The organism is Endozoicomonas sp. GU-1 (assembly GCF_027366395.1).
GTDB lineage: Bacteria > Pseudomonadota > Gammaproteobacteria > Pseudomonadales > Endozoicomonadaceae > Endozoicomonas.
In genome coordinates, this window is the sequence record NZ_CP114771.1 from 4,671,634 (window position 1) to 4,698,075 (window position 26,442).

Annotated in this window: 23 protein-coding genes; 12 read left to right on the forward strand and 11 right to left on the reverse strand. The window is 49.1% G+C overall.

All coding sequences use genetic code 11. The annotated features are described in order from the left end of the window. Nucleotides 1-59: 59 nt before the first annotated feature. Together O3276_RS19325 and O3276_RS19330 are read left to right on the forward strand one after the other, a co-directional pair. Nucleotides 60-1,631 (forward strand): hypothetical protein, encoded by a 1,572-nt coding sequence (locus O3276_RS19325; protein ID WP_269672778.1) that lies wholly within the window; start codon nt 60-62, stop codon nt 1,629-1,631. Beyond that, a complete protein-coding gene (locus O3276_RS19330) occupies nt 1,594-1,863 on the forward strand; it encodes a hypothetical protein (RefSeq protein ID WP_269672779.1) in 270 nt (89 codons plus the stop codon). The genes O3276_RS19325 and O3276_RS19330 overlap by 38 nt, the downstream gene beginning before the upstream one ends. A gap of 69 nt (nt 1,864-1,932) precedes the next feature. On the opposite strand, the gene O3276_RS19335 is transcribed toward O3276_RS19330, so the two are convergent. The 3 genes from O3276_RS19335 to O3276_RS19345 all read right to left on the reverse strand — a co-directional run bounded on the left by O3276_RS19335 (nt 1,933) and on the right by O3276_RS19345 (nt 5,050). Then, nucleotides 1,933-2,517 (reverse strand): hypothetical protein, encoded by a 585-nt coding sequence (locus O3276_RS19335; RefSeq protein ID WP_269672780.1) that lies wholly within the window; start codon nt 2,515-2,517, stop codon nt 1,933-1,935. Nucleotides 2,518-2,538: 21 nt separating this feature from the next. Continuing rightward, complete coding sequence (locus O3276_RS19340) at nt 2,539-4,278, reverse strand: type IV pilus assembly ATPase TfpB (RefSeq protein WP_269676020.1); 1,740 nt, start codon at nt 4,276-4,278, stop codon at nt 2,539-2,541. A gap of 133 nt (nt 4,279-4,411) precedes the next feature. Beyond that, nucleotides 4,412-5,050 carry a CYTH domain-containing protein gene (locus O3276_RS19345; RefSeq protein ID WP_269672781.1) on the reverse strand — a complete coding sequence of 213 codons (639 nt, stop codon included), beginning with the start codon at nt 5,048-5,050 and terminating at the stop codon, nt 4,412-4,414. Between the two features lie 169 nt (nt 5,051-5,219). Here O3276_RS19345 and O3276_RS19350 point away from each other — a divergent pair, with 169 nt between their 5' ends. The 4 genes from O3276_RS19350 (at nt 5,220) to argA (ending at nt 9,884) form a co-directional block, all read left to right on the forward strand. Continuing rightward, nucleotides 5,220-5,900, forward strand: coding sequence for a TIGR00153 family protein (locus O3276_RS19350; RefSeq protein WP_269672782.1), 681 nt, complete (start codon nt 5,220-5,222; stop codon nt 5,898-5,900). Between the two features lie 19 nt (nt 5,901-5,919). Next, nucleotides 5,920-7,191: an inorganic phosphate transporter gene (locus O3276_RS19355; RefSeq protein ID WP_269672783.1), complete on the forward strand. Its 1,272-nt coding sequence runs from the start codon at nt 5,920-5,922 to the stop codon at nt 7,189-7,191. A gap of 76 nt (nt 7,192-7,267) precedes the next feature. Next, complete coding sequence (gene argE / locus O3276_RS19360; RefSeq protein ID WP_269672784.1) at nt 7,268-8,422, forward strand: acetylornithine deacetylase; 1,155 nt, start codon at nt 7,268-7,270, stop codon at nt 8,420-8,422. Between the two features lie 94 nt (nt 8,423-8,516). Next, nucleotides 8,517-9,884: an amino-acid N-acetyltransferase gene (gene argA, locus O3276_RS19365; RefSeq protein WP_269672785.1), complete on the forward strand. Its 1,368-nt coding sequence runs from the start codon at nt 8,517-8,519 to the stop codon at nt 9,882-9,884. A 176-nt stretch (nt 9,885-10,060) separates the two neighbouring features. Here the strand turns inward: argA and O3276_RS19370 are convergent, their stop codons facing one another. From O3276_RS19370 to thiI, 4 genes are all read right to left on the reverse strand, one after another. After that, a complete protein-coding gene (locus O3276_RS19370; RefSeq protein WP_269672786.1) occupies nt 10,061-10,744 on the reverse strand; it encodes a YccT family protein in 684 nt (227 codons plus the stop codon). A gap of 126 nt (nt 10,745-10,870) precedes the next feature. Further along, the gene (locus O3276_RS19375) at nt 10,871-13,411 is read right to left on the reverse strand and encodes a hypothetical protein (RefSeq protein WP_269672787.1); all 2,541 of its coding nucleotides are present in this window, start codon (nt 13,409-13,411) and stop codon (nt 10,871-10,873) included. 463 nt (nt 13,412-13,874) lie between these two features. Next, on the reverse strand, nt 13,875-14,378 hold the full coding sequence (locus O3276_RS19380; protein ID WP_269672788.1) for a dihydrofolate reductase: 504 nt from the start codon (nt 14,376-14,378) through the stop codon (nt 13,875-13,877). Nucleotides 14,379-14,459: 81 nt separating this feature from the next. Then, nucleotides 14,460-15,917 carry a tRNA uracil 4-sulfurtransferase ThiI gene (thiI, locus tag O3276_RS19385; RefSeq protein WP_269672789.1) on the reverse strand — a complete coding sequence of 486 codons (1,458 nt, stop codon included), beginning with the start codon at nt 15,915-15,917 and terminating at the stop codon, nt 14,460-14,462. Nucleotides 15,918-16,591: 674 nt separating this feature from the next. On the opposite strand from thiI, the gene glnA reads away from it, so the two are divergent. The 6 genes from glnA to O3276_RS19415 all read left to right on the forward strand — a co-directional run bounded on the left by glnA (nt 16,592) and on the right by O3276_RS19415 (nt 23,488). Continuing rightward, nucleotides 16,592-17,995, forward strand: a complete 1,404-nt coding sequence (gene glnA / locus O3276_RS19390) for a glutamate--ammonia ligase (protein ID WP_269672790.1) — start codon at nt 16,592-16,594, stop codon at nt 17,993-17,995. Between the two features lie 421 nt (nt 17,996-18,416). Continuing rightward, a complete protein-coding gene (locus tag O3276_RS19395; protein WP_269672791.1) occupies nt 18,417-18,977 on the forward strand; it encodes a DUF4124 domain-containing protein in 561 nt (186 codons plus the stop codon). Between the two features lie 410 nt (nt 18,978-19,387). Beyond that, complete coding sequence (gene glnL / locus O3276_RS19400; protein ID WP_269672792.1) at nt 19,388-20,461, forward strand: nitrogen regulation protein NR(II); 1,074 nt, start codon at nt 19,388-19,390, stop codon at nt 20,459-20,461. A 3-nt stretch (nt 20,462-20,464) separates the two neighbouring features. Continuing rightward, nucleotides 20,465-21,943: a nitrogen regulation protein NR(I) gene (glnG, locus tag O3276_RS19405; RefSeq protein ID WP_269672793.1), complete on the forward strand. Its 1,479-nt coding sequence runs from the start codon at nt 20,465-20,467 to the stop codon at nt 21,941-21,943. A gap of 181 nt (nt 21,944-22,124) precedes the next feature. Beyond that, on the forward strand, nt 22,125-22,619 hold the full coding sequence (locus O3276_RS19410) for a hypothetical protein (RefSeq protein ID WP_269672794.1): 495 nt from the start codon (nt 22,125-22,127) through the stop codon (nt 22,617-22,619). 152 nt (nt 22,620-22,771) lie between these two features. Further along, the gene (locus O3276_RS19415) at nt 22,772-23,488 is read left to right on the forward strand and encodes a fimbrial biogenesis chaperone (protein ID WP_269672795.1); all 717 of its coding nucleotides are present in this window, start codon (nt 22,772-22,774) and stop codon (nt 23,486-23,488) included. A 171-nt stretch (nt 23,489-23,659) separates the two neighbouring features. Here the strand turns inward: O3276_RS19415 and O3276_RS19420 are convergent, their stop codons facing one another. From O3276_RS19420 to O3276_RS19435, 4 genes are all read right to left on the reverse strand, one after another. Next, the gene (locus O3276_RS19420; RefSeq protein WP_269672796.1) at nt 23,660-23,812 is read right to left on the reverse strand and encodes a hypothetical protein; all 153 of its coding nucleotides are present in this window, start codon (nt 23,810-23,812) and stop codon (nt 23,660-23,662) included. A 66-nt stretch (nt 23,813-23,878) separates the two neighbouring features. Further along, nucleotides 23,879-24,826: a hypothetical protein gene (locus tag O3276_RS19425; RefSeq protein ID WP_269672797.1), complete on the reverse strand. Its 948-nt coding sequence runs from the start codon at nt 24,824-24,826 to the stop codon at nt 23,879-23,881. 463 nt (nt 24,827-25,289) lie between these two features. Next, the gene (locus O3276_RS19430) at nt 25,290-25,898 is read right to left on the reverse strand and encodes a hypothetical protein (protein ID WP_269672798.1); all 609 of its coding nucleotides are present in this window, start codon (nt 25,896-25,898) and stop codon (nt 25,290-25,292) included. A 158-nt stretch (nt 25,899-26,056) separates the two neighbouring features. Continuing rightward, nucleotides 26,057-26,380, reverse strand: a complete 324-nt coding sequence (locus tag O3276_RS19435) for a hypothetical protein (RefSeq protein WP_269672799.1) — start codon at nt 26,378-26,380, stop codon at nt 26,057-26,059. Nucleotides 26,381-26,442: the final 62 nt, after the last annotated feature.

Here is a 26,442-nt window from a genome sequence, read left to right on the forward strand (position 1 = left end):
GTTATCTAACGGTATTCTTGGACTAAGCCTCCTGGAACATAAATAGTGAGGATAATCCTGTGTATTTGCATGGCAGTGCTGCTGCGCCGTGTAGAGGCGATCAAAGAACAGCATCGTCTGAGCGTGCTGAAACATCCGGGGTCAGAGCGGGGCGTGATGTCAGGGCCCATGCTGATCCTCCCGGTTTACCAGCCAGTTATGCGCCACCCGGCACTGAACCATTACAGCGAAGCGTATCAGAGTATAACCTCGCCATTGTCAGAGATGGTGTCAGAGGTTGTGTGGAAACGGGGAAGAAAGCCTCTCCCGAGTTTTTCATCTACCTGGAAAAGATCAAACCATTATTAGATGGCCCCCCAACTGAAGAGTCTCTCAAGGAAATAGGCGAATTATATAAACTTATCAATGAATGCGATTTCTTCACTGAAGAAATGAAAACGTTGGATTATGTGAAAAAAAGGATTTCCTTTCAGTTTTCATATTATGTTGAACAACAAAAAAAAGCACTGGTGGATCAATTGAAAACCTGTTTTAGCATCCGCAGCCGTGGCGGAGCTGACAGCTTTTATGAACAGTTTACGGGCAATATCAAACGGCTTTTTTGTGAATTCACACCGGTAATGCAGGATTTGTTGCATAATGTTGGTTTAACCATTTTGTCCAGTGAGTTGGACCAGGGTGTAATGTCACACCTGACTGACCAGCTTTGCAAAAATGTCAGCCCTGAACACCTGGTGAGCAGGCAGAGTACCGCCGTGTTGGCAGAGCTTGAAGAGTGTGCCCACACTGCTGAGTTGATTGTCCGACGCCAGGGAAAACACAAGCCTGCTGTAATGCAGCATTATATAGACAGACTCTCAGCACTGATTGGTCGATCGGCAAGCATGTCAGCATCAGACCGCGGTTTACACCTGCAAACCCTGGAACTGATCAATTCTGTCGTAACGGACACAATGGCAATAAGTCCGGGGTCGGATGCTGAAAATTATTGGCATCGCATGCTTTTTGAGGCTGTCCTTAATGTCCGGTTTTCTTCCGAATTTATGACAGCCTATCAACACCTGCTTTCGCCATTACCACCCCAGCAATGGGGTTTGGAAGAGCTGGAGGGGTTTGTCACTTTATTAAGGATTTCCGGTCAGTCCCTCGGCTATTGTTCGCAAGAATTTGTCTCATTGCTTGCCAAGATGGATGGCACTGACAACGGGCAACCTGCCGCCACCTCAGCGGCACCTGTCAGCGGTTGTGATGACGGAGACGATTGCCGGGCTGTAGAGATTGACGAAACGCCAGATAAAGCTGGAAAAGGATTAACCAAAGAGGAACGCAAGAAGGAACTGGGAAAATTCTTGCACGTTGTTGCTCTGGAAGCCTCTGGAGAGTTCTATCACTCAAACTATGATAAAAGCTATTCTGACTGGCACGTAATTACTGAAATATTGTTCGGGCAGCGAGCGTTCACAAGTCCTCATGCCAGAAAGGCAATCAGAATATTAGTTGATTTATCAAAAGGGGGGGGCCACGACTGCCAATTTGCATTTTTTCGATACTACTGGCAACAGAGCAAAGGCGCAAAGAAGGTTAGAGCAGGTGATGAACCGATTCAGGGAAAAGCAACCGGACAAGATTGAAATCCAACAAAATGGTTATTCCAATAAGGTGTCCATCCTGCTCTGGAAGGGTGGCCAAATATGCCATACCTTCCGGGTGCCTGCGGTCACTGAATCCGGCATCCCCTTTGAAAGTATGGCAATGGGGGTACAAATTATGTGTGGCAAGGAGCTTATGAAACATTTGTACACCCATCAGGGCAGAGCCCTTGAGTTCCGATATTACCAACCCATTAAGCTTGTTGCTCCTTAAGTACTGCTGCCCTGACTCTTGCCACTTTGTGCCCCCTGGCAGGTTTGGCCAGCAGAGATTTAACAATGATTACTTCTGAAGATTCCGTATCAGCAAGCTGACACCTTCAGTTAACTCTCCAATGACACGGGGAGCATAAGCAATTTCCAACCATCGTTCTTTTTGTTGATGGGAAGAAGGATAAAATACCCAGCAAAGCTGCTCCTGCCATGAGCAGTCGGATTCAAGATCATAATGAATGCCGTATACCGGTAAGCTTCTGTTACCTATCTGTACTCCGTATCTGCCCTGCTCACTGCGGGTAGCAACAATGGTTCCTTCCTGATTGGCTTGAATTTGATAGACCAGCGTGGGTTTTTCATGGCTTTCATGCTGGCTATAGACAGCGTGTGCCTTTAGCAGGCTGTTGATATAGTTCTCCAGTGCCTGTTTACGGCCCTTGCCGGGCGTGTTTGCCGTTATCTGTCTGGCAAATGAATCGGACTCCTCTGTGACGATCATTTTCAGGCCATGCTTATCGGAGTAAATAGCTGTTGACTTATTACTGCTTGCGTTGATCAGCGCTGGAAAGATCAACAGCGGTAAAAGAAAGGCGTATTTCTTCATATCAAAGGCCCTGAATTTATGATTTGTTATTTTTTTCCTGAAAGCCATTTTCTGACATTGCTGCCGGGCTCACTCGGGAGTGACCCGCATCACTTCTTCTATGGTGGTCATTCCAGCGGCAACTTTCTGTGCACCTGATTGTCTCAGGCTATACATGCCTTCCTTGATACATTGTTGGCTGAGCAGTGTAATGTCAGGATTTTCATTAACCAGATCCTTAACCTGAGGGCTCATGGTTAAAATCTCATAAAGGCCGGCACGCCCACGATAACCCGTTTCACGGCAATCAAGGCAACCAACAGGCTGATAGACTTCTGAGGGTGCCGATGCGGGCCAGGGGTTTGTCAGGGCTTTCCAGCCACTGGTGTCCAGCGGCGCTTTCGCTTTGCAATTCGGGCAGAGGGTTCTGACCAGACGTTGTGCCATAACACCGAGCACGGTGTTTTTAATAAGATAAGGGGGGACACCAAGCTCAAGCAAACGCGTCAGGGCAGAGGGCGCATCATTGGTGTGCAGGGTAGAAATGACTAAATGCCCGGTCAGAGCGGCCTGAATTGCCATCTCGGCGGTTTCAAGATCACGGATCTCACCTACCATAATGATGTCAGGATCTTGCCTTAACAGTGCCCGAAGCCCTGAGGCAAAGGTCAGGTCGATGTTGTGTTGCACCTGCATCTGGTTGAAGGCAGGCTCCACCATTTCAATAGGGTCTTCGATAGTACAGACATTCACCTGATCCGTGGCCAGCTGCTTCAGTGTTGAGTAAAGCGTGGTGGTTTTACCAGAGCCCGTGGGACCCGTCACCAGAATGATACCGTTGGGCTGGCCTGACATGGCTTTCCAGCGCCGTTCATCTTCTCTGGAAAAACCCATATCGCTGAATGATTTGACCAGCACTTCCGGGTCAAAAATCCGCATCACCAGCTTCTCACCAAATGCGGTAGGTAATGTGGACAAACGCAGTTCGACCTCATAGCCATCGGCGTTACGGGTTTTCAACCGTCCATCCTGCGGCTTGCGTTTCTCGGCAACATTCATGCGGCCAAGAATTTTCAGGCGACTGGTCATTGCTGCGGCGACTTTGACTGGCATCTGATAAATCGAGTGGAGTACACCATCAATTCGAAACCGGAGATTGCATTGTTCCCGGCGGGGCTCAATGTGGATATCGCTGGCTCTTTGTTCAAAAGCGTATTGGAGCAGCCAGTCAACAATGTTGACGATATGCTGGTCGTTGGCATCCGGCGCCTTCATGCTGCCCAGCTCCAGCATCTGTTCAAAGCTATTGAGCGAGGCAGAAGTGACACCGGCCTCCGAGCTGGCTCCCATCACTGACCGGGCCAGACGATAGAACTCGACGGTATAACGTCGGATATCGGTTGGATTGGCGACAACCCGCCGGATTTCCCGGCGATTCACATGGCGCAGATTGTCTTCCCAGATTCGATGCCATGGCTGGGCAGAGGCCACCACTATCTCAGTGCTGGTCACCTCGACGGCAAGAATCTGGTGCCGCATGGCAAAGGCATGGGACATGATGGGGGTAATGGCCGTAGCATCAATCTTGAGAGGATCGATGTGGCAGTAATCCTGACCCGCCAGTTCGGCGAGCCACTGACACAGGCGCTCAATATCCAGCTTGTTACCCGGATGACAAAGATCCTCCAGCTCCAGCTCAGCCAGGTATTCCAGGGGGTGCAGACGAACTTGTTCCGGTGTGCGCGGGCGGCTGAGGATATCATCAGCGGTTGCCTGCTCGATATGCTTGCTTCTGACCAGGTCAGACACAACCATGGCCAGATCCAGCATTTGCTCCCTGTGTTGCAGGCCATCTGCTTTATTATTGTTCACGTGAAATACCGTTTGCAGCTGGAATTGCCTTATATTCTCTCTTTTTTTTCGGTGTGGGGACAAATGGATTTATTGTTTCAGTACATTCCGGTCATTTGTACTGCTCAGTGTTGGAGTGCCTGTTGGCTATCAGTTGGAAACCTTGTTCAGCCTTGCTCTGGTCAGACGGGGTGAGTGCAAAGCTGCGCTGCAGGGCAGAGGCGATGGCCATCAGTGCAGACTCATCCCCTTCCATCAGCTCAAGCTCCAGTTCACAAATAGGGCTGGAACCAGTGCCTGACGTTACCGCCCCCTGATCCAGTGCCGCCTCAACCCTGGCAAAAGGGCGTTGCCAGACAAGTAGCCAGCGAGTGCGGGAGAAGTCGGTTGTAAATAGAGGTTTGAGCAGCTCTATCGATAAATCACTGAGCTCAGCGGGCCAGACAGGCGTCAAAACCTGCCCGTCCAGTTTATTGGTGCGCAGCGGCCACTCCCATTCGCCCCGGCGACTCAGGCCGTTGATGCTTTCTCCCCGGGTTTTCAGGGTCTGGATATATTGTCCGTTAACCTCACGAATCCGCAGAGCCACCCTGGCCTGGTTGAGTCTCAGGTCCCGGGTATCAAAGTAGGTATTCCCAAGGTGAAGGGTTTCTGATGGCTGTACTGCATGTTCCTGCCAGAATGGGTGACTTTTCAGCGGCTCAATCTGATCGGCAGGCACAGACAGCTTTAATTCGGTTTCCTGGCTCATGTTCTTATCCACAATGCGGTTGTCAAATTCTATCGGACGGAGAAATTATATAAAAATCATAGGTTCATGGGTAAAGGCACTCTGTGCTCTGTGGGCCAGCTGATGCGCATCTGTGCAGGAATTGAAACGGCCTTCTATAATCAGGCGTTCAACCGGATGGATTGGAAAAATGCCTACCAGCAACATACTGGCGAGTGTTTTCGGCCGCTCACCAATAGGACCTATTCAAAAGCACATTACCACTGTTCACCAATGTGCGTTACAGCTGGAGCCATTCTTTCAGGCAGTGTTTGCCGAAGAGTGGGAGACAGCGTGTGAGGTTCAGCAGGAGATCACCAAATTTGAGCACGAAGCGGATGCCATCAAGCGAAGTATCCGCCGGTCACTTCCCAAAAGCCTTTTTCTCCCCGTTCCCCGTACCGATCTGCTGGAAATCGTGACCGTTCAGGATAAAGTGGCTAACCGTGCCAAGGACATTGCAGGCCTTGTGTTAGGAAGAAAGATGGTTATTCCTGAATCCATGCACGAAGCATTCATTACCTATGTACGCCTTTCAATTGCCACAACTGCACAGGCATTGAAAGCCATTCATGAGCTGGACGAGCTTCTGGAAACCGGTTTTCAGGGGCGGGAAGTTGATCTGGTGGAAAAAATGGTTGAAGAGCTGGACAACATTGAGAGCGAAACTGACAGGGACCAGGTAAAAATACGCCGTATGCTGTTTGATCTTGAGCAAACGCTGCCACCGGTTGACGTCATGTTTCTGTATCAGATTATCGAGTGGGTGGGCGATCTTGCGGATCGGGCTTCCCGTGTTGGTAGTTACCTCCAGTTGTTGCTGGCCCGTTAACTGAACCGGATGCAGACTGATGAGTATTATCGCTGAATATGGCACAGTTTTCCTGATCCTGGCCTGCCTGTTTGGGTTTTTTATGGCCTGGGGGGTTGGGGCCAACGATGTTGCCAATGCCATGGGCACGTCGGTTGGCTCCGGAGCCCTGACGGTTAAACAGGCGATTTGTATCGCCATCCTGCTGGAGTTCACCGGTGCCTATCTGGCAGGCGGGTCGGTCACTGAAACCATACGCAAGGGGATTATTGATCCATCCTTACCCCTGCTGGCCGAGAATCCCAATCTGCTGGTATATGGCATGCTGGCTTCGCTGCTGGCTGCTGGCACCTGGTTACTGGTCGCTACGCATTACGGCTGGCCGGTGTCCACTACCCATTCTATTGTCGGGGCCATTGTCGGTTTTGCGGCTGTTGGTATCTCTGCCGACACCGTCAGCTGGGGAAAAGTGGCCGCCATTGTTGGCAGCTGGGTTGTTTCTCCCCTGATGTCAGGGCTGTTCGCCTTCCTGATTTTTGTCAGCGTGCAGAAGCTGATTCTGGATACTGAAAATCCCTTCAGAAACGCCAAGCGCTATATGCCCCTTTATATGTTTCTGGTTGGCTTCATGATGTCGATGGTCACGCTGATCAAGGGCCTTAAGCATATTGGCTTGCCGCTGGATTATGCCGAAAGCACCGTGCTCTCACTGATTATCGGCTTGGTCATAATGTTTATTGGCCAGATGGCGCTGGCAAAAATAAAAGAAGATATTCAGGCGGATATGTCGTTTCATTTCTCCAGTGTGGAGAAAGTCTTTGGGGTTATGATGATTTTTACCGCCTGTTCCATGGCCTTTGCCCATGGCTCCAACGATGTGGCCAATGCAGTGGGGCCATTGGCAGCGGTTGTCAGTGTGGTGATCAGTGGTGGTGAAATTGTCGGCAAGTCTTCCGTTCCGCCCTGGGTTCTGCTGGTGGGGGCTGTAGGCATTGTGGCAGGGCTGGCGACATGGGGCTATAAGGTTATGGCTACCATAGGCTCTCATATTACCGAGCTGACACCCAGCCGGGGTTTTGCCGCAGAGCTTGCGGCGGCCTCTACGGTGGTGATGGCATCTGGCACTGGCTTGCCGATCTCCACAACCCATACGCTGGTTGGTGCGGTTCTTGGCGTGGGACTGGCCAGGGGGATCGGCGCTTTGAACCTGCGCGTTATCAGCACCATCTTTATGTCCTGGCTGGTCACTCTGCCAGCAGGAGCGATTCTGGCGATTATTTTCTTCCACTGCCTCAAGTTGATTTTTGGCTAGGATTTAGTTTCCAATAAGGCCTGCCCTGTTTATCATCTTAAGAGACTCCCTTCAATAGACGGTGATAATCAGGGTTATGAGCAGCCAGCAGCCAACATTTCAGCATGCACTTTCAAGATTGATCGAGATACCTTCTGTCAGCTCAACCCTGCCTGATCTGGATATGAGTAACCTGCCGGTTATCAATGAACTGGCGGCGTGGTTGGAAGCGATGGGGTTTCAGTGCGAGATTCAACCCCTGCCCGGGGCTCCCCACAAGGCAAACCTGATTGCAACTCTTGGCAGTGGCCCGGGAGGTCTGGTACTGGCCGGGCATACGGATACGGTTCCCTACAATGACAGCCTGTGGAAAAGTTCACCGTTTGCCCTGGAAGAAAGAGATGGCCGGTTTTATGGATTGGGCGTCTGCGATATGAAAGGCTTCTTTGCCCTGGTCATGGAGGCTGTTCGGGGATATCTGGGCACGCCATTGACAGCACCATTGATCATTCTGGCCACGGCGGATGAAGAGTCCTCAATGAATGGCGCTCGTGCCCTGGCGGAACTTGGTCGACCAAAAGCGCGGTATGCTGTGGTGGGAGAACCTACCGGGATGCGACCTATTCATATGCACAAAGGCATTATGATGGAGCGTATTCAGATTCTTGGGCAATCAGGCCATTCCAGCAATCCGGCACTGGGTCGTAATGCCATGGAGACAGCCCACAAGGTGATCACTGACTTGATGCAGTTTCGCGCCGAACTGGCCGAGCGTTATCAGAACCCTGGCTTTACCATTCCTACCCCTACCTTGAATCTGGGTTGCATTCATGGTGGCGACAACCCTAACCGCATTTGTGGGCAGTGCCAGCTGGACTTCGATATTCGTATGCTGCCGGGGATGGACAGCGAACAACTGCGGCAGCAAATTCGTCAGAGGCTTTTGCCAATTGCTGAAGCGGATCAGGTTGAGATCTCACTCGAAGCAATAACACCGGCTATTGAAGCTTTTGCCGGTCCTGAGAATTCGGATCTGGTGACTGCCTGTGAGAAGCTGACAGGGCATCAGGCAGAAGTCGCAGCATTTGCTACTGAGGCTCCATTCTTTAGCCGACTGGGTATGGATACCGTGGTATTGGGACCAGGTGATATTGATCAGGCACACCAGCCAGATGAATACCTCTCGCAGGATCGGATAAAGCCAATGGTTGCTATTTTGCAGTCATTGATCAGACAGTACTGCTTATCTTGAAGAGAAGTACTGCACGATGTTCTTATAACCTGAGCATATGATACTCAGGGCGGCCTTTAATAGAGTGTGTCATGGATAAACAAGTGTGGCTTGCGTGAAAAAAAAGGAACATTCAGCAGACAGCGCAGAAAAGTACGTGAAGTTTTTCCGTCAATCATCACCCTATATTCATGCCCACAGGGGGAAAACCTTTGTGATCATGCTCAGTGGTGAAACGCTGGCTCACCCCAACCTTGGTAATATCATCAGTGACATTGCACTGATGAGCAGCCTGGGTGTCCGACTGGTGCTGGTACACGGTGCCCGCCCTCAGATTGATGAGCGTTTACGGGAACGTGGCATTAAAACAGTGATTCATCAGGGCGGGGCTGGCAATGGCCGAGTGCATAATGAACGACGGGTTACTGACAGGCAGAGCCTTGAGTGTGTCAAAGATGCTGCAGGAAATATGCGAGCCCTGATTGAATCAAGGCTCTCGGTGGGGCTGGTGAACTCGCCCATGCATGGTGCCAGGATTCGTGTTGTCAGTGGTAACTTTGTGACCGCCAAACCCCTGGGTGTGCTTCATGGTATCGATTTTAAGCATACGGGCGAAGTCCGGAAGATAGACAGCCAGGCCATCGATCATCTGTTGGACAGTGGTTATGTGGTGTTACTCTCCTGCCTCGGGCTTTCCCCCACCGGAGAGATTTTCAATATTGAAGCAGAGGAAGTGGCTACCCGGACCGCCATCAGTCTGCAAGCTGAAAAATTGATACTTTACGCTGAGCAGCAGGGGATTTTTGATCATCAGGGGCATCTGATCAATAGAATTTCTCCCCATGAAGCCATTAAAGAACTTGAGTCGCAGACCGGTGAGTCCAGACGACTGCTGTCCTCCGCCGTGACCGCTTGCTCCGATGGTGTCGAACGGGCCCAGATTATCAGTTATCAGGATGATGGATCACTGTTGATGGAGCTGTTTACCCGTGATGGTGCCGGTACGCTGATTTCCCGAGATCACTATGAAGAAGTCCGTGGTGCAACCATTGAGGATGTGGGCGGTATTCTTGAACTGATCCGCCCTTTCGAGGAAAAAGGCATACTGCGCCGTCGCTCCCGAAAAGAGTTGGAACGGGAAATAAAGCTGTTCAGTGTCGTGTTGCTGGATGGCATGATCATCGGCTGTGCTGCTCTTCATCCGTACTATGAAAATGGTACCAGTGCTGCAGAACTGGCCTGTGTTGTGGTCCATCCTGACTATCGAGATGCACAGCGCGGTGATCGTTTGCTCGCCCATATTGAAGCGTTGGCAGAAGAACAGGGCATGAACGAAATCTACGTCATGACCACCCAGACTACTCATTGGTTTATTGAGCGGGAATTTGCTGAAGTTGCCTGTGATGATTTGCCGACAGAGCTTAAAGCAAAATATAACCCCAAAAGGCAGTCAAAGGTTCTTATGAAAACGGTAGGAGGCTGACCGGGAATAGCACCCGTAGCGAGGATGGCAGAAAATTGAGGATAAAAAGTCGGAAATTTTTAGTGAATAGTGGTTCTATTTACTAAAAATTTCCGACTTTTTAGACCAATTTTCTGTCACCGCAGTAGGGCAGTCTATTCTCGGACAGCCTCCTGGGTTAACTGAAAACGAGCGGGCTACTTCCCGGTTTTTTTACTGTCAGAAACCCACTGAAGGAATCGTTCACGGGTTGTTTCATCTGCCTGGTTGTACCAGTACTGCAGCATGCTTTCACTCATTGGCTGAGCCATTGCCGGTGCTGGCATGACAGAAGGTTGGGCAACCTGATATGAGACACCTTGCGGGTTAGCAATATAAACGGTTCCGGCCATTGCCCGAACAGCCGCCGGACTGTCAGACAGGTTAAACTTCTGGATATCCTCCACCGTGTCTCCGCCGATTAACAGCCCGGATTTATTAAGCACGCTGAACTCAAAGGGAATCGCCTGACCTTTGGCATTGGTAATTGAGAATTGAGCCTTTGGCGACTGTGACAGTTTATCGGTATCTTTTGCTGTTTTCAGTCTCGGGGCATTAATGGTGTAGGCCTGATCGCCAGACAGGTCAAACGTCATGATATACGGACTGGTGGTAAACATTCTGGTATCACCACCGTCCCTCACCAGCATTTTCAGCTGGAATACCAACTGATGACGGCCGTTGCCAAGAGAGAGGTCCTTCTTGCTGCCCAGATGATCGGCATCTTTACCATCAAGAACCAGCAGTTTTGTTTTCTCAGGCAGTAGCAGTGTATTGTCAGCAATAACTGGCATGGCCAGAGTGGATACCAACAGTGCACCCAACAGACGACGTACAAACATAAGGCAGTGTTCTCCTATAGATCATCTATCGATTATAGGTTGGTACAACTACCGGTTCGTATTGTTGCTTTCCGAAATTGTGGGCCTGAACTGTGGTCAGCGGCGCTATCGATGGCCAGTACATGGCTAAACCGGATCAATCGGGCGCTGGTTGCCAATAGGGTGTTGAGGGGATTGAGAAGAGTTATATTTGCTGCCAATAACATAAGTAATAATGCTGTGGAACAGCCTGAGAGTCTCTTCGTGCTTTTGGTAGTTTCCTTCTCTTTGTGCTTTTTCAATCCAGGTTCTTAAGTCAAGCAGTTCGTCCAGACTATCGAGTTCTCTGATTTCCTTGAGTGCCTGGCCTTCTGATATTTCTCCTGTACGAAACCGGATAATCAGACGGCCACAGGGTTGGTTTCGGATAGAGTGCAAGAAATCCTCCGATGATAAACGGTGATGTTTATTGTGAGAATACTGATCTGCTGATTCTCTCACCCGGGCAGCCCCTGGAGTGTATCTGCGTTCCTGGCCTTCGGATACAGTAGAAACAACCCGTACACTATTACCAATCAGTGTTTTGGCTATTTGTTTGTTCCAGTTGGCACTTTTTTCCTGAACAACACGATAGAATGTACCGAATGCACTGTTAATTTCCTGATCAAGCAACTGTTGTAAGGCGGCATGTTTAAGGATAACTATCGCGGCTTCTTCATCACTCATTGACTCATACGGCCCTTTGTTGAGCAGCTCACTTCGCTGCCTGGCTGCTTCCAGGCTGTTGCCAATGTCTTCCATTGATTTTATCGACTGGAGTAAATGATCAACCATTGGCTCCAATTCCTGTTTGGCCAGTGAGCGTAGCGTACCAACTTCCTCGCGCCCTGTTCTCAGTCGTTTGCCAAACAGTTGTCTGGTATAATCAGGCTGCTTTTTGATCATCTTTGCCATTCTCTTTTTATTAACTTTGGTATTTGCATGATCGGCAGCCATATCCATAAAAAAGAAAGCCACATAGCACAAGACTCCACTCAAAGTAATCTTTGGAGCGACTGGGGTTAAATTGATGGTGCTTCCTCTTTTTCCAGCTATTTTGAAAATTTTTACCAGATTTTTATATAAGGTTCCTTTGATTTGGGTATAGAAAAAATCCTGAATCATGCTTTTCAAAACCCCGGCTGATTTAAAGGCCGCAGATTCTTGTTTAGGCTCAATTCCCGCATTATCAGAATCCGGTTGACTTGCTGTGTGCCGGGCAGGATTCATCCAGTGAGGAATGATGTGTTGCATCCATTTTTTTTCATTGGTTTTTATCTGGTAGCCGTGAATGGTTAACTTTTTGTTTGTGGTAACACTCTTGAACAATTCTTCTCTTTTTTCAGGAGGCATGTCTCTAAATTTTGAATTCCACAGGTCTTCCAGATCCTTTATATACCGGTTTTCAAGAATGGTGCGGCTGATCACGACATTCTCGATAAGCTTGTCAAAGTAAAATAAATTGGCTTTCAGTTTTTTTCTTCGCTCAAAATACAGTGCTTTCTCTTTCTCTAAAGCAATAGACTCTGCCAGTGTCTTCTGTTCTTTTTCTGCCATTGTTTTGAGCTTTATTGCCTGCTTTTCGAGATCGGCATAAGCGTTATATATTTGTGAAAAGGTTTTATGAGTGCATCGATAACGGAGTTTGTTGATTAGCTTTTTTCTTTTCTTGTCGTTTGACTTATCAAAGTTGGTGTAGTCAAAGTCAGCGTATTTTTTTATTTGTTTAAGTCCTCTGACCATCCTGACCCTGCGCCAGAGTTCGGTACTGGAAGACCAGAAAGCGATGTAACCCAGATCAGTGATCAGTCCGACAGCAACGGCAATACCAATGGCGATGCCAGCGGGTGGGAAAATAGCAGTGAGGATGGCTCCAGTAAGTAAAATAAAGAAATTGTAAATCTGGTGTCTTTTGTTACGTAAGATGTTTCTCTTTATTTTGTTGCCAATATCTTTAAGGTGTATATTTGCAAAAAAACGTTCTCCTGAAGCCAGTTGTTGAATATGTTTACTGTCTTCTTTCTCGATAAAATGACCTGTTTTCTTCGGCTCAGGTAGCTGAGGAAGTGGTGGCTGCTGATGATCGAGGGCTGCACTGTCAATACTTTTTACTTTATTGCCGGTTGCTGATTTTTGTTCCTCAATGGGTAGGACCAGGTTGTTTCGTAACTCTTTTTTAAACTCAAGCATTCGTTCAAAAGTGAACGTTTTTTCATCTTTTATGCCAACCTTTATTAATAAGTTTTTAATATATTCATATTGTTGTTCAGGATGCCCTCCATATTGCTCTCTTCCCTGAAGTTGTTGTTGCATGACGGGTAAGCCGGCGGTTTTTTCATACTGCATTGCCAGGCGAATTTTTCTATGGATATGCGTCAGTAGTACCTGCTGCAGGAAGCCATCAGGTGGTGTTTTACCTTTACGTAAATACTCATAGGCCATATCCATGCTGCTGAGTTGAGTGGATTTGACGACAGCTTCCATCGTTTCTGTGCTGATAGCGATATTTCCATCCGAAATACCCAGTCTGCCATCTTCTGATCGATGCAGCTTGATGTGGCCAGCATGCAGTTTTAATGCAGCAAGTACTTTCTGTGGGTTCTCTGGATTGTATTTGGTCAGATCATCAAGCAGATCACTCACTTTCATCGAGGGGGCAGGGTGAATAAAGCGATGTATTTTTTCCTTACAGAAAGAGATTAAACGGTTATGCCAGTGCCTGGATTCAATATGCTCAGTCGCTTGAATGATGGTCTCAACCGATTTTATTTCCCGGGTATCCGTGGCGTGTTGACCTTTACCGGGTTCGGATGGCGGGTATCCTGCGCGGTGCGAAGAAATATGATCTGTAGATGGTATCCGGGGCATTCCTCATTCCCTAAGGTAACCCTTATTCAAGGCTTGAATTGACTTATTGATGATTTGTAAAAATGATGCCTTGTCTGCCCAGCGAACAAGATAGACAACAGACAGTTTTTCCATGCAACATGACAAGCTGTTCAACTAACTATAGACAATCAGAATTGGAGAAAAGGGCATTTCCTGCATCTGAGGCGGCAGGAAATGTGGCTTATGCCCAAGGTGAAAGAGGGCAAAACGACAGGTGCTGATTTCAGGCCCTGTCGAGCACCAGGTAACTGTAAGTCAGTGGCTGCTCATCTTCTGATTGGGTGTCTTCCCGGGAGATTTCCCGCCACTCCTGCGGGTTGATGTCCGGGAAAAAGGCATCACCGTCAAAACTTTGATACACCCGGGTCAGGTAAAGCCGGTCAGCCTGATCAATCGCCTGTCGATAGATCTGTTCGCCACCAATAATCATGATTTCTTCGTTACCGTTGATCAGGTTAGCCGCCTCCGCCAGGGCAATCCCATCATCCAGGTTGTGAACGACGCTGACGCCCTCGTGGTGCCAGTTGTGATCCCGGGTAATGACGATATTGGTTCTGCCTGGCAGAGGCTTGCCCAGGGAGTCAAAGGTTTTCCGGCCCATGATCACAGGCTTGCCCATGGTAACCGCTTTGAAATAGCGCAGATCCCCCGGCAGATACCAGGGCATTTTATTATTGATGCCAATGGCGTTATTGTCTGCCACCGCAGCGATCAGGGCCAGTTTCATCCATGTTACTCCTTTTGAACCATACAGCTGTGAACCACAAAGACAACGCGGGTAAATCGGTGTGCCTTCCCGGTAGAAAATTTACGGCTTCGGGTTAAATATGCCAACGTTCTCATGCCCTTCTTCCCGAAGGTGCATGGCATGCAGCTGACTCATTACACCTCTTTCGCAGTAGAGCAGGTAATGTCGATTGTTGTCCAGCTCCGGGAAGCGTGTGCGCAGCTGATAGAAGGGAATGATCACCACCTCGCGTCCGGGCATGGTAAATGGCTTTATCTCTTCTTCAGTGGGGTGACGAATATCGATAATCACTTCACCCTGATGGACTTCACTAACCACCTCAACTTCTTCCCGGGTCAGGTCATCCGCAATGATATCGTGGATAGAGACCGTTCTCCGGCTTTGAATAGCATCTTCGAGTACATCGAAGTTGAACCGCTCTTCTTCTGCCACAATTCTCTCTACCCTGGCCCGGGTGGTGGGGTTTTTCGAGATCACTGCGCAGTATTCCGGAATATTACGAACGAATTCTTCAGTACCGATTTGTATGGATATATCGATGATTGCCTGCTTATCCATGGTAATCAGGGGCCGGAGCACCAGGGCATCGGTTACCGAGTCAATCACCGCCAGGTTTGGCAGTGTCTGGCTGGAAACCTGACCAATGGCTTCGCCGGTTACCAGTGCCGCCATCTCCATCTCTTTGGCCACCTTAGTGGCGGCCCTGAGCATCATTCGCTTGAGAATAACGCCCATCTGGGCGTTGTCCACTTTGGTCAGTATTTCTTCGACAACGCCTTCAAAAGGTACGGTAACGAACTTTACCTGGCGAGAAGAACCAAAACGGTTCCACAGGTAGAAAGCCACCTCTTTTACTGCCAGCTCGTGGGCATGCCCACCCAGGTTGAAGAAGCAGAAGTGAGTTCGGATGCCGCGCTTCATGGTCAGGAAGCTCGACACCGTAGAGTCAAAACCGCCGGAAATCAGCGAGAGAACCGGCTCCTGAGACCCGAGGGGATAGCCACCCAGACCGGCTCCCCGCTTCTGGGTCATAAAATAGCGGTCATTCTTGATATCAATACGAACCGTTATTTCAGGATTTTTCAGGCTGACCCTTTTGGCTTCGGTCTGCTGGATAAGACCGCCACCGACAAATCGCTCTACCTCAATGGACTGGAAATCGTGCTTGCCGGTCCGGTTACAGCGAACGCAGAAGGTTTTGCCCGCCAGTGTTTCTGAGTGAGCCTCAACGGCTTTTTCCAGAACATCGTCCAGGCTGACCAGCTTGTGCTCCGCCACCTGTAGCCAGTAGGCAATGCCCGGGATATGGCTTAACAGGTCACCGACCTCTGCCACCAGGATCTGATCATTGCTACTGGTCGTGACTTCTATATGATCCCATACACCGCAGACATCGATATTCTCATCCACACGCTTGAGAATGGTGCGAATATTTTTACGCAGCATTTTAATAAAGCGTTTTCTTACCGGGGTACTTTTAATGGTGATTTCCGGAAACAGTTTGATGATGAACTTCATGGATCAGGAGACCTTGTGGGCTGGGTAGTCAAGGCGGGTAGGACGGATAACTTAACCATTCGTTAACGGCGCATTATACCGAATAACCGAGAGCTCTGGCACCCTTGTAGCACGTTGCAGGGTGACCCCGGAAAACCGGATTATATGGACCGTAATCGGTATTTGCCTCCATGCCGGTAAGTAATGCTGCAAATCCCTTGTCAAAGGGGTTACACTGTCAGCCGCTGTTTGGTCAGGTGGGTGTAGTAAAAGCTGTTTGCACTTATTTGGTGCGCCTATGGTTTTCTCTGCACCGAATCGGGCGGGCTTTTCCGGAGCTCGAGGTGCCTTGCATTGTGCAGGTGCGTGAGAGCCGTGAACGTGTGTACTTTGAGTAGCCTGAAGAGGATAAGGCAAGCAAAAACTGTGTGAACCGGTCTGGTATCTGGCTGTTTCCCGCTCTCTTTTTGCTCAATGCTTGCCTTTTTTCAGATGTTTCACTGAAAAGCCCTGTTTTTGTCCATCCCATCTGATCAAGTTGTAAAATGTGGCATGGCTATTGCTAATGGTCCAGCAAGCGAATCTCCTGGCTGCTTGTTGATGAGACAGCAAAGAGATTGATCAGTAAACCGCCTGATCTGGTTGCCAGTGCGGTGTTTGTCCGGTTTTTTTGTCCTCCAGAGGGGAAATAATAAATGTCGAAGACTCTTGGCCTGATTAAGGAACATGACGTTAAGTGGGTTGATCTGCGTTTCACCGATACCAAGGGTAAAGAGCAGCACGTATCGATTCCCATTGGTGAAATAGACGACGAATTCTTCGAAGTCGGCAAAATGTTCGACGGTTCCTCTATTGCTGGCTGGAAGGGCATTAACGAATCCGACATGATTCTGATGCCAGATGACAGCACAGCTGTCATCGATCCATTCACTGAAGCCACCACCCTCAACCTGCGCTGTGACATCGTGGAGCCATCCACCATGCAGGGTTATGAGCGTGACCCACGCTCTGTTGCCAAGCGTGCCGAAGAGTACCTGAAGTCTACCGGCATTGCCGACACTGCGTTCTTTGGTCCTGAGCCAGAGTTCTTTGTGTTTGACGACGTTAAGTGGAGCGTTGATATTTCCGGTGCTTCTTACGAAGTAAACTCAGAAGAAGCGGCATGGTCTTCCAACGCCAAATTTGAAGGCGGCAACATCGGACACCGTCCAAAAGTGAAGGGCGGTTATTTCCCGGTACCACCGGTTGACTCCCTGCACGATCTGCGTGCCGCCATGTGTGATGCCATGGAAGCTCAGGGCCTGGACGTTGAAGTTCATCACCACGAAGTAGGTACTGCCGGTCAGTGTGAAATCGGTGTCAAGTTCAACACCCTGGTTAAGAAAGCTGACGAAGTTCAGATTCTGAAGTACGCAGTGCATAACGTTGCTCATGCCTATGGCAAGACCGCTACCTTTATGCCGAAGCCACTGGTAGGCGACAACGGCTCCGGTATGCACGTTCACATGTCTCTGTCCAAGAACGGTGAGAACCTGTTTGCTGGTGATGGCTATGCAGGCCTGTCTGAAGAAGCCCTGTACTACATCGGTGGTGTAATCAAGCATGCCAAGGCCATCAACGCCTTTGCCAACGCTTCTACCAACTCCTACAAGCGTCTGATCCCGGGCTTTGAGGCTCCGGTTATGCTGGCTTACTCAGCCCGTAACCGCTCTGCTTCTATCCGTATTCCCTACGTGAACAGCCCTAAGGCACGTCGTATTGAAGTACGTTTCCCCGACCCCACTGCCAACCCATACCTGGCCTTTGCGGCCCTGATGATGGCCGGTCTGGACGGGATCAAGAACAAGATCCATCCTGGCGATGCGGCTGACAAGGATCTGTACGATCTGCCACCAGAAGAAGCAGCCGAGATCCCAACGGTTTCTGCCAGCTTTGAAGAATCCCTGGCTGCCCTGGACGCTGACCGTGAGTTCCTGACGGCCGGTGGCGTATTCACAGACGACATGATCGATGGTTACATTGAACTCAAGAAGGAAGAGTGTCTTGCCGTCAGCCAGACAACTCACCCGGTAGAGTTTGATCTGTATTATTCGGTCTAAACCGTTTTTGCAGACCGGATAAGCTGTCGTTTAACCTCAAGCCAGAGCGAAAGTTCTGGCTTTTCTCTTTCTGGTGAACCCTGTAAATGCACGACTGAATGGATGTAGGCGGCAGACGTACACAGGGGCCATTACCGGGAAGCAATAACCAACATGCGTTTTCCCCGTTATACCAATTCCACTTTCTAAATATGATAACGAGCAAGTCATTTTGGACCGCTGGGCAAGGCGGAATGACGAGTAATAGCAGGGCTATTGCGAGGAATTCCAACGAAGATCCAGCGGTTCAAAATGGCTGCGCAGTTCATATTTAGAAGGTGGAGTTGGTATTACTACCTGTTAAAAAGTCTTGGTAACTATTAAGCTAACCAGTGCTCAACACGATATAAGCCGGATATGACTTCACTAAGGCAAGAGGCGCATGAATATAAAAAAGGCAATGGTTTGGTCTTTTCTGGCGGTGATTCTGCCCCTGGTATCAGTGAACTTTGCGTTTGGCACGATTTATAAAACAGTGGATCAGGACGGAAATGTGATCTTTACTGACTCCCGACCTGCGGATCAGCCCAGTGAGGAAGTCAAGTTACGCCCGATTACGCCAATGTCTCCAGCACCGGAGAATAAGCCTGAATTACCAAAACCTGCTCAAAAAGTGAGTAAGAAGCCCTACGGCAGACTGCAAATTATAGAGCCAGCCAATAATGCCACGGTGCGTAACCAGGGAAATTTCACGGTAAAAATTGTCACAGCACCAAAAATCATTGATGGTCACAAAGTTCGCCTGCTGCTTGATGGCAAGGTGGTGGCGGGCCCCAGGCGAAATTTAACCTTTGAACTTGAGAATGTGGATCGTGGTACCCACAACCTTGCCGTGGAGATCATTGATAATCAGGCCCAAGTCATTCAGTCGTCCAGCAATACGATCCATGTGCATCGAATCTTATTCACGCCCGCAGTATCTATAAATCCTCCTGCCTCCTGACGGCTGCACCAAAAAGGGGGAAGTGAGCTATAGGCTTTCCCCATGCTTTCAGACCAGCCCATAGTTTCGCTAGTTTAATCTCCATAAACCTAGTGCTCTGATTATATGAATGCACTATTATGGTGCAATTACAGCTGGCAAGTTGGAATTAACGTTTGAGCATCTTTTCGATGGTACGCACTGATATGGCCCGAATAGATGAAATATAAGGCAGGTTGGAAGTTTCACGGTAAAAAGTCTGGCTTGCCATCAAGGGTGGTTTGGTTTTTGCATTAACGATAGCCAATACCGTTTCGCATCAGATTCAGGTCAACAGAGCCTGAAATACACGATAAAAGTAATAACAATACCTGACCATGAAGCAGCTTTTACCTGGCTCTTTAGCAGAGATAATCCCTGAAACAGGAACTATGCAAAACATCATTCTGGATAACCTGAATACCGTGGTGATGGTGCTCGACCGGGAGTTCCGGGTGATTACCCTGAATCCGGCGGCAGAAACCCTGCTGGATACCAGTTTGAAAAGGATCCTGAACCAGCCGGTAACCACGGTGATTCCTGACGAAAACTTCAAGGCTGATCTGGATCGCAGTCTGTCTCAATATCAGAAGTTTACCCGTCGGGAAACCGACTTCCCCATCAATGGGGAGATGATCAATGTGGATTACAGCATTTCACCCATCACCTGCGGGGAAGCAAGGCTGCTTCTGGAAATTAATCCCCGTGACCGGGTTCAGAAAATTACCCGGGAAGAGTCACTGATCGCCAAGCAGGAAACCTCCAGAATTCTGGTTCGGGGGCTGGCCCATGAAGTAAAAAATCCACTGGGTGGCATTCGTGGCGCAGCTCAGCTTCTGGCCAGGGAACTGGATGACCAGGGGCTGAAAGAATTTACCGGGATTATTATCCAGGAAGCGGATCGGCTCCGTGACCTGGTCGACCAGATGCTGGGGCCGCTTCAGCCACCAAAGATGGAAGACCTGAACATTCATGAAGTACTGGAAAGGGTGATGCAGTTAATCAATGCCGAAACAGGTGGAGAACTCAGGCTCAAACGAGACTACGACCCAAGTATTCCCGATATACCGGGTGACTTTGAACGAATGATACAGGCCATTCTGAACCTGGTGCGCAATGCCATGCAGGCCATTGATCAGGCCATGCCGCGATCTGAAGGCCTGATCACCCTGAGAACCCGTATTGCCAGACAATTTACCATCGGCACCCAGCGACGGCGGCTGGTTTGTCACTTGTCCATTATTGATAACGGGCCGGGAATTCCACCTGATCTGATCGACAATATTTTCTACCCCATGATCAGCGGCCGTGCCGATGGAACGGGCCTGGGGTTACCCATGGCACAGTCCATCATCAGCCTGCATCAGGGATTGATTGAGTGTGAGAGTAAGCCGGGTGAAACCATTTTTAACGTGTTCTTACCCATCACCAGAGAACCGCTTTCGCTGGATATGACACAGGAGTGAGGTATGAGTTTGAGTTCCAAAGTCTGGATCGTGGATGACGACCAGGCCATACGCTGGGTTCTGGAGCGTGCCCTGAATTCAGCCGGTATCGAAACACAATCCTTTGATGCGCCAGAAAAAGTGCTGGCAGCGCTGGAACACAGTGAACCGGAGGCCCTGATCAGTGATGTCCGGATGCCGGGCATGAATGGTTTGCAACTGATGAAGGCGGTTCATGAACGGAAGCCGGATATTCCCGTTATTATCATGACGGCGCACTCGGATCTGGACAGCGCCGTGTCTTCCTACCAGAGCGGAGCATTTGAGTACCTGCCGAAGCCTTTTGATATTGATGAAGCGGTAGCGCTGGTCAAGCGCGGTCAGGAACATCGCCAGCAACAACTGGCTGAGGCAGAGGTTCCGGAGGCCTCCCTGCAACAGGAGGAGTCTACGGAGATCATCGGTGAAGCCCCTGCCATGCAGGAAGTGTTTCGTGCCATTGGCCGCCTGTCGCACTCCAACATCACCGTATTGATTAATGGTGAATCCGGCACCGGTAAAGAGCTGGTGGCCAGGGCACTGCATCGCCACAGCCCCCGGGCGGACCGATCTTTTATTGCCTTGAATATGGCAGCGATTCCCCGGGACCTGATTGAGTCTGAACTCTTTGGTCACGAAAAAGGTGCATTTACCGGTGCCGGAGGCATGCGTCGTGGTCGTTTTGAACAGGCCGGTGGTGGTACCCTGTTTCTGGATGAAATTGGCGATATGCCCGCCGATACCCAGACCCGCTTACTGCGGGTGTTGGCCGATGGCGAATTTTACCGTGTGGGTGGGCACACGCCGGTTAAAGCCGATGTGCGAATTATTGCAGCGACCCATCAGAACCTTGAAAAACTGGTGGCAGAAGGCAAGTTCCGTGAGGACCTTTTTCACCGACTGAATGTTATCCGGGTACATCTGCCCAAGCTTAAGGATCGTCGTGAAGATATTCCACGACTGGCGCGTTTCTTTCTGGACAAGGCAGGCAAAGAGCTTGAAGTGGAAGCGAAAATCCTGCACCCGGAAACGGCCGGTTACATCAGCACTCTGGACTGGCCCGGTAACGTCCGGCAGTTGGAAAACACCTGTCGCTGGTTAACTGTGATGGCCTCTGGCCGTGAAGTGCTGCTCTCTGACCTGCCCCCAGAGTTGATGAATAAGGGAGACAGTGACCTGGGTTCGGTAACCGGCTATGGCAGCTGGCAGCAACTGTTCCGCCAATGGTGTGATCGTGAACTGGCAGCGGGGCAGGTCGGCATCCTTGATCAGGCGGTGCCCGCCTTTGAAACCATTGTTATTGAATCAGCACTGGCCCATACCGGAGGCCGTAAAAAAGATGCGGCAGAATTACTGGGATGGGGTCGGAATACGCTTACCCGGAAGATCAAGGAGCTGAACCTGGAGCCCTCCGGGCCTCTGGAAGAACCCTCAACGCCTGTAGAAGAAGAGCTGGTTGGTTAAGCACCGCAATCCCATAGGATATAAACGACACGAAGACAAAAAGTTTATATATCGTATTTCTGTTTCCATGGTTAAAAAACTTACTCCTGATATAAGGAATTTTGACAAGACGTAAGGTCAATATTTCGTATTTCACACTGCCTATACTGAAAACAGGATGTAGCAGTAAGGCAGTAGCATCATGGAACGGACCCTATCTTTGCGCCAGGGAATTGGCGCACTTTTCCTATTCGGTATATTTGCCGCCACTTTGTTGGCAAATGTCAAAGCAGCCACCCAGGGCAAACCGGGTAACACTTCCACCGGTTCATTTTCTATCACACTGATTGTTTACCCGTCCTTGCAGTCTCAGGTTGCCATTGTGGATGAGAGTACAACGGATGAAGACGGTAATCCGGTTATTATCCCAACCAGCACGCTGAGTTTTGATCGCCCGGTTTCCCTCTGTGTCTCAGGGCGTGGCTTATCCCAATTCAGCCTGGCCTCCAGCGGTGCCGATGGTGTTGACTTAAGAGTCTCTGAGCCAGCGGGAGAAACCCGGATTACCGGGCAGCCCTCCGCCATGTTTGGTGTTGAAAACGACTGCCGTAACAGCAGCCGACAATTGACTGCCCAGCCGGTAGCCGGTTTTCAGGGCTCAAAACAGCCTGCGACGTTATTGATTCAAGCCGAGTAAGGATAAGTTTCAGGTAAAATTGGCAGTAAAACCCATTTGAGATTATTTTTCGTGGCAATAGAATAGGGGAATATTGTTCATCCCCTGTCGTCTCAAACTTTCCTGGCCTTTGCAGCGAAGTTTGGCCCGGGACAAACCGGAATTGCCATTATATGTTCATGAAACGCCTTGTCCGTGGAGCCTGCCTGCTGGTCACTCTTATCGCCAGCTCACAAGTGCTGGCAACCATGTCTCTTGATCGTATGATCGTCTACTTCAAGCCAGACCAGCTGCCACGGCAGGATGTGGTGGTCTCTAATCCGGATAAAGAAAATCTCTACCTGCAAACCGAAGTGTACAACGTCATCAATCCCGGTACGGAGCAGGAAGAACGTATTCGGGTAACAGACCCCAATGACATCAAACTGCTGGCCACACCGGGAAAAGCCATTATTCCGCCCAATGGCCGTAAAACCGTAAGGTTGGTGAGTCTGGAAACCCCCAAAGATAAAGAGCTGGTCTATCGGGTAACCTTCCGTCCTGTGGTTGGTGACCTGGAAGCCAAACAAACCGCCATCAAACTGCTGGTAGCCTATCAGGCCCTGGTCTTTGTCCTCCCTCAGAACCCAGAGTATAAAGTGGACGGCAAATTAGATAATGGCAAAATGACGTTTACCAATAGCGGCAATATCAACGTGGTGCTGCGTAATGGAAAATACTGCACCAGTAATACACAAGAGAGCTGTACTGACCTGAGCGACGGTACTCGTATTTATGCTGGTGAAAGTTGGGAAATGCCTCTGCCTGAGGGTGCAGCCAAAGGCAAAGGGTTTATTCAGTATGGCCTGTTCGATGGTGAGTTTGAGGAGACTCAGAAGTTTTCTCTGTAAATACAGGAGAGCTGTCGTTTGTTGAAACTCCCGGTGGGATGATTCGAGAGTTCCTTAACAGAACTCTCTGGCATCCTGCCTTAATCCCGGGAAAAGGATTGCCAAGGACCCGGAAACAAATTTATACCAGTTTTTCTTTGAGCAACGTTTTGATTTCAGCGATATCCGACGTCACCTCAAACATATCTGATGTGAGTCCTGATGTTTTTTCATATAGCTGGCCAGCGTATTCACTCCCTTGCTGGTGTCCACCTGGTTGCCACGCAGCTCCCGCACTTCTTCTTCTAATCGGGGCAGCCGGCATTCGTACCGTTCGACGGTCATTATTTTCATCCTCATCGCTTGTCAGGAGTGTCAAGGCTCCCAGGACAGAAAATATGCAAGTGGGGTTCACACCGCTTCGACAATGATGGTGACCGTATCCTTGTAAACACCGGCTGAAGTATTTGTTAAACTGTCGGACTGAATGCGAACTTCCAGTTCCATATTATTTTTGCTGTTACTCTTACAGTCCTTATCAATCGAACCGGACCAGTTCTGATAGTTGGTCATAGGTATTATCTGCGATTCTGTGCTGCCTGCCGATTTTATCCACAGTTCATAGTCGATCAATTCTGAACCCTGTTTTAACACAAAGTTGTTGCTATCGTTGGCACCCTGGGCCTTCAGGTTAAAAGCAGTCCCGCCCTGGGAGAAAATGCAGAAGGAATACCATCCACTGTTCACTGCATTGTAACCGGTAGTTTTCAACTCAATATTTCTGAGGCCACTGATTTTCACACGTTTTGGGATAACAATATCAAACTTGAATTGTGTCTGATCGTCATCCTGAATGAATCCATCTGATTCAAGGCCATTAAGGACTACGTTTGCCGAGTAGGTGCCGGGCAGGGCGTCATAGAGTTGGTTGTTGAGTACCTTGAACGTCACGGTGGCAGGTACCGAATTATAATCCCCCGGGTTGAACCGACCGTAACGCTGGCCGTTGACCAGGTTGTCTGTGTTGTTTGCTTGTTTGAAAATTGCTTCAGCAATGGTGCGGGGAGTATTGTCAGTACCATTGCTGTTATCGTAGGTCAGATTGAAATCAGAAGCCTGAAGGTAATAAGTTTGTACAGTTCTGGCAATTGTGCAGGTAAAAGGCCCTGTCCCAAAGCAGGACTGCAGTAAGAATGGGATTTCTACCGTAATATCCTGATCCGCCCAGTCCAATTGAATAGGGTCCGGGCTCGGATCAACAAAGTTGAACCAGGCGTTCGAACCGGAGGAGTAGGAAAGCATTATGAGCAGACATACATATTGTTTCTTGCCAACAAGCCTTTCAACAACACGTAACATGGTGTTCTCTCCATGAACGCTTGAGTAATCTGCTTCCTGCAGATAATAGGACTTCAAAAAAATGATTTAACTATGCTGAAACGGATAATAACAAGTGTTGTTTACAAAATCACCAGCAATGCCCAAGCCTCTGCACTGGTAAATAAAATCGTAAGCTTAAAGGGCGTGCTTATGTAGCTCCTACCCCTATTGTGACGGTATCGGTATAAACACCAGCCGATTTGTTAGCCTGTGCTTCTTTTTTAACCAATACCTGCAACTCCATATTAGCACCTTCCCGGCAGTCACGGTTGGGAGGCTCCGTTTTGCCAGCAATTCCCGACAACCATACGCCTTAAGTCGTATAACATTGTATTATCCAAGCATAATATTTACGGATGAAATACCCCACTCCGTATGAAAACAGAGTTCCTGATTACTTTGTAGACACACCGAACACTGAAAACACAAGAATATTGAGAGGCTAAGTTGTATCCACCATAAGCGTTTTCAGGCTGATACTCTTACCCACAGTTATTGCTGTTAACAGTTCGGTCCATGAGTCGATAATAAACCAGTCAAACAGCCCCCTTATCCCATGCCAGAGCGATTTTTTTGATTTCGATACCGACAACGCTTTTTGGAAAAGAGGGCAGGCAAGCTGCTCTATCTGATCAATGAGAAAAGCGGTAAATGTCAAGCTGGCAAAGTTTGTCGCCAGATGCATCTCTCCGTGCCCGTAATTGTGTTCCAGGTTGTACCCTTGTGTTTTCAGTGTGTTAAACGTTTCGTTCTCAATTTTCCACTTGGCGCGTGCTCCTCGCATGACTTTGGTCACGTTTTCAAGGGTAATGTAAATATCAGTAGCCCAGGTGTTGGTGTATTTCTTTCCTTTGGGACTGATTTCTACGTACTCAAGGTAGTTGACCAATATCTCTTTATGAGACTTATTGATGGGAACTCCATTGACAAACCGGAACCAGTGTCGATAGCCATCTTCGTCGGTATACCCATGGCGAACAACTTTGTTCGCTATGTCCAGCTCATCCACTGCTTCATAAAGTGATAGGTGACTGGTGTCCTTCGCAACCATGATGAAGCTGTAGTTATAGGATTTAACCAGCTTTATCGTGGGTCCATCGGAGTATAAATCGTCAAAGTTGAGCACCAGTTTCAGGTGCGGGTGCTCTCTGGCAATGTTCGCCAGAAGTCTTTTGAGAGCTGTTTGCTCACAGTCGTTTTTTGAGGCATCTACAAAATGGTAAAAAACTTCCGAAAATAGCGGGTCTCAATGGGGTCAAGCAGTTCACGAAGGCGCGAATCACTGGGAACTTGCTCAACACCATAAAGGGATTTCAGGTTATGGAGCTTATCAGCATCATTCAGGCAGTCCAGGTCAAACTTAAGCAACGATGGATATTTCAGATGCATGACAGCAAGACCGCACATGACGGCATCATGCAGAGAGATTTTCGCATGGTTGTTTTTTGGTCGAAAATCCGGAATCTTTGCCGCTTCTTTCGAGACCAGCGAGATCAATTTTTCAGCAAGCGCTTTATTCTTTGATAGAGGCATAATAACACGACAGAAATGGTATATATGCCAAATAATATACTAAAAGTCTGCGATTGCAGGAA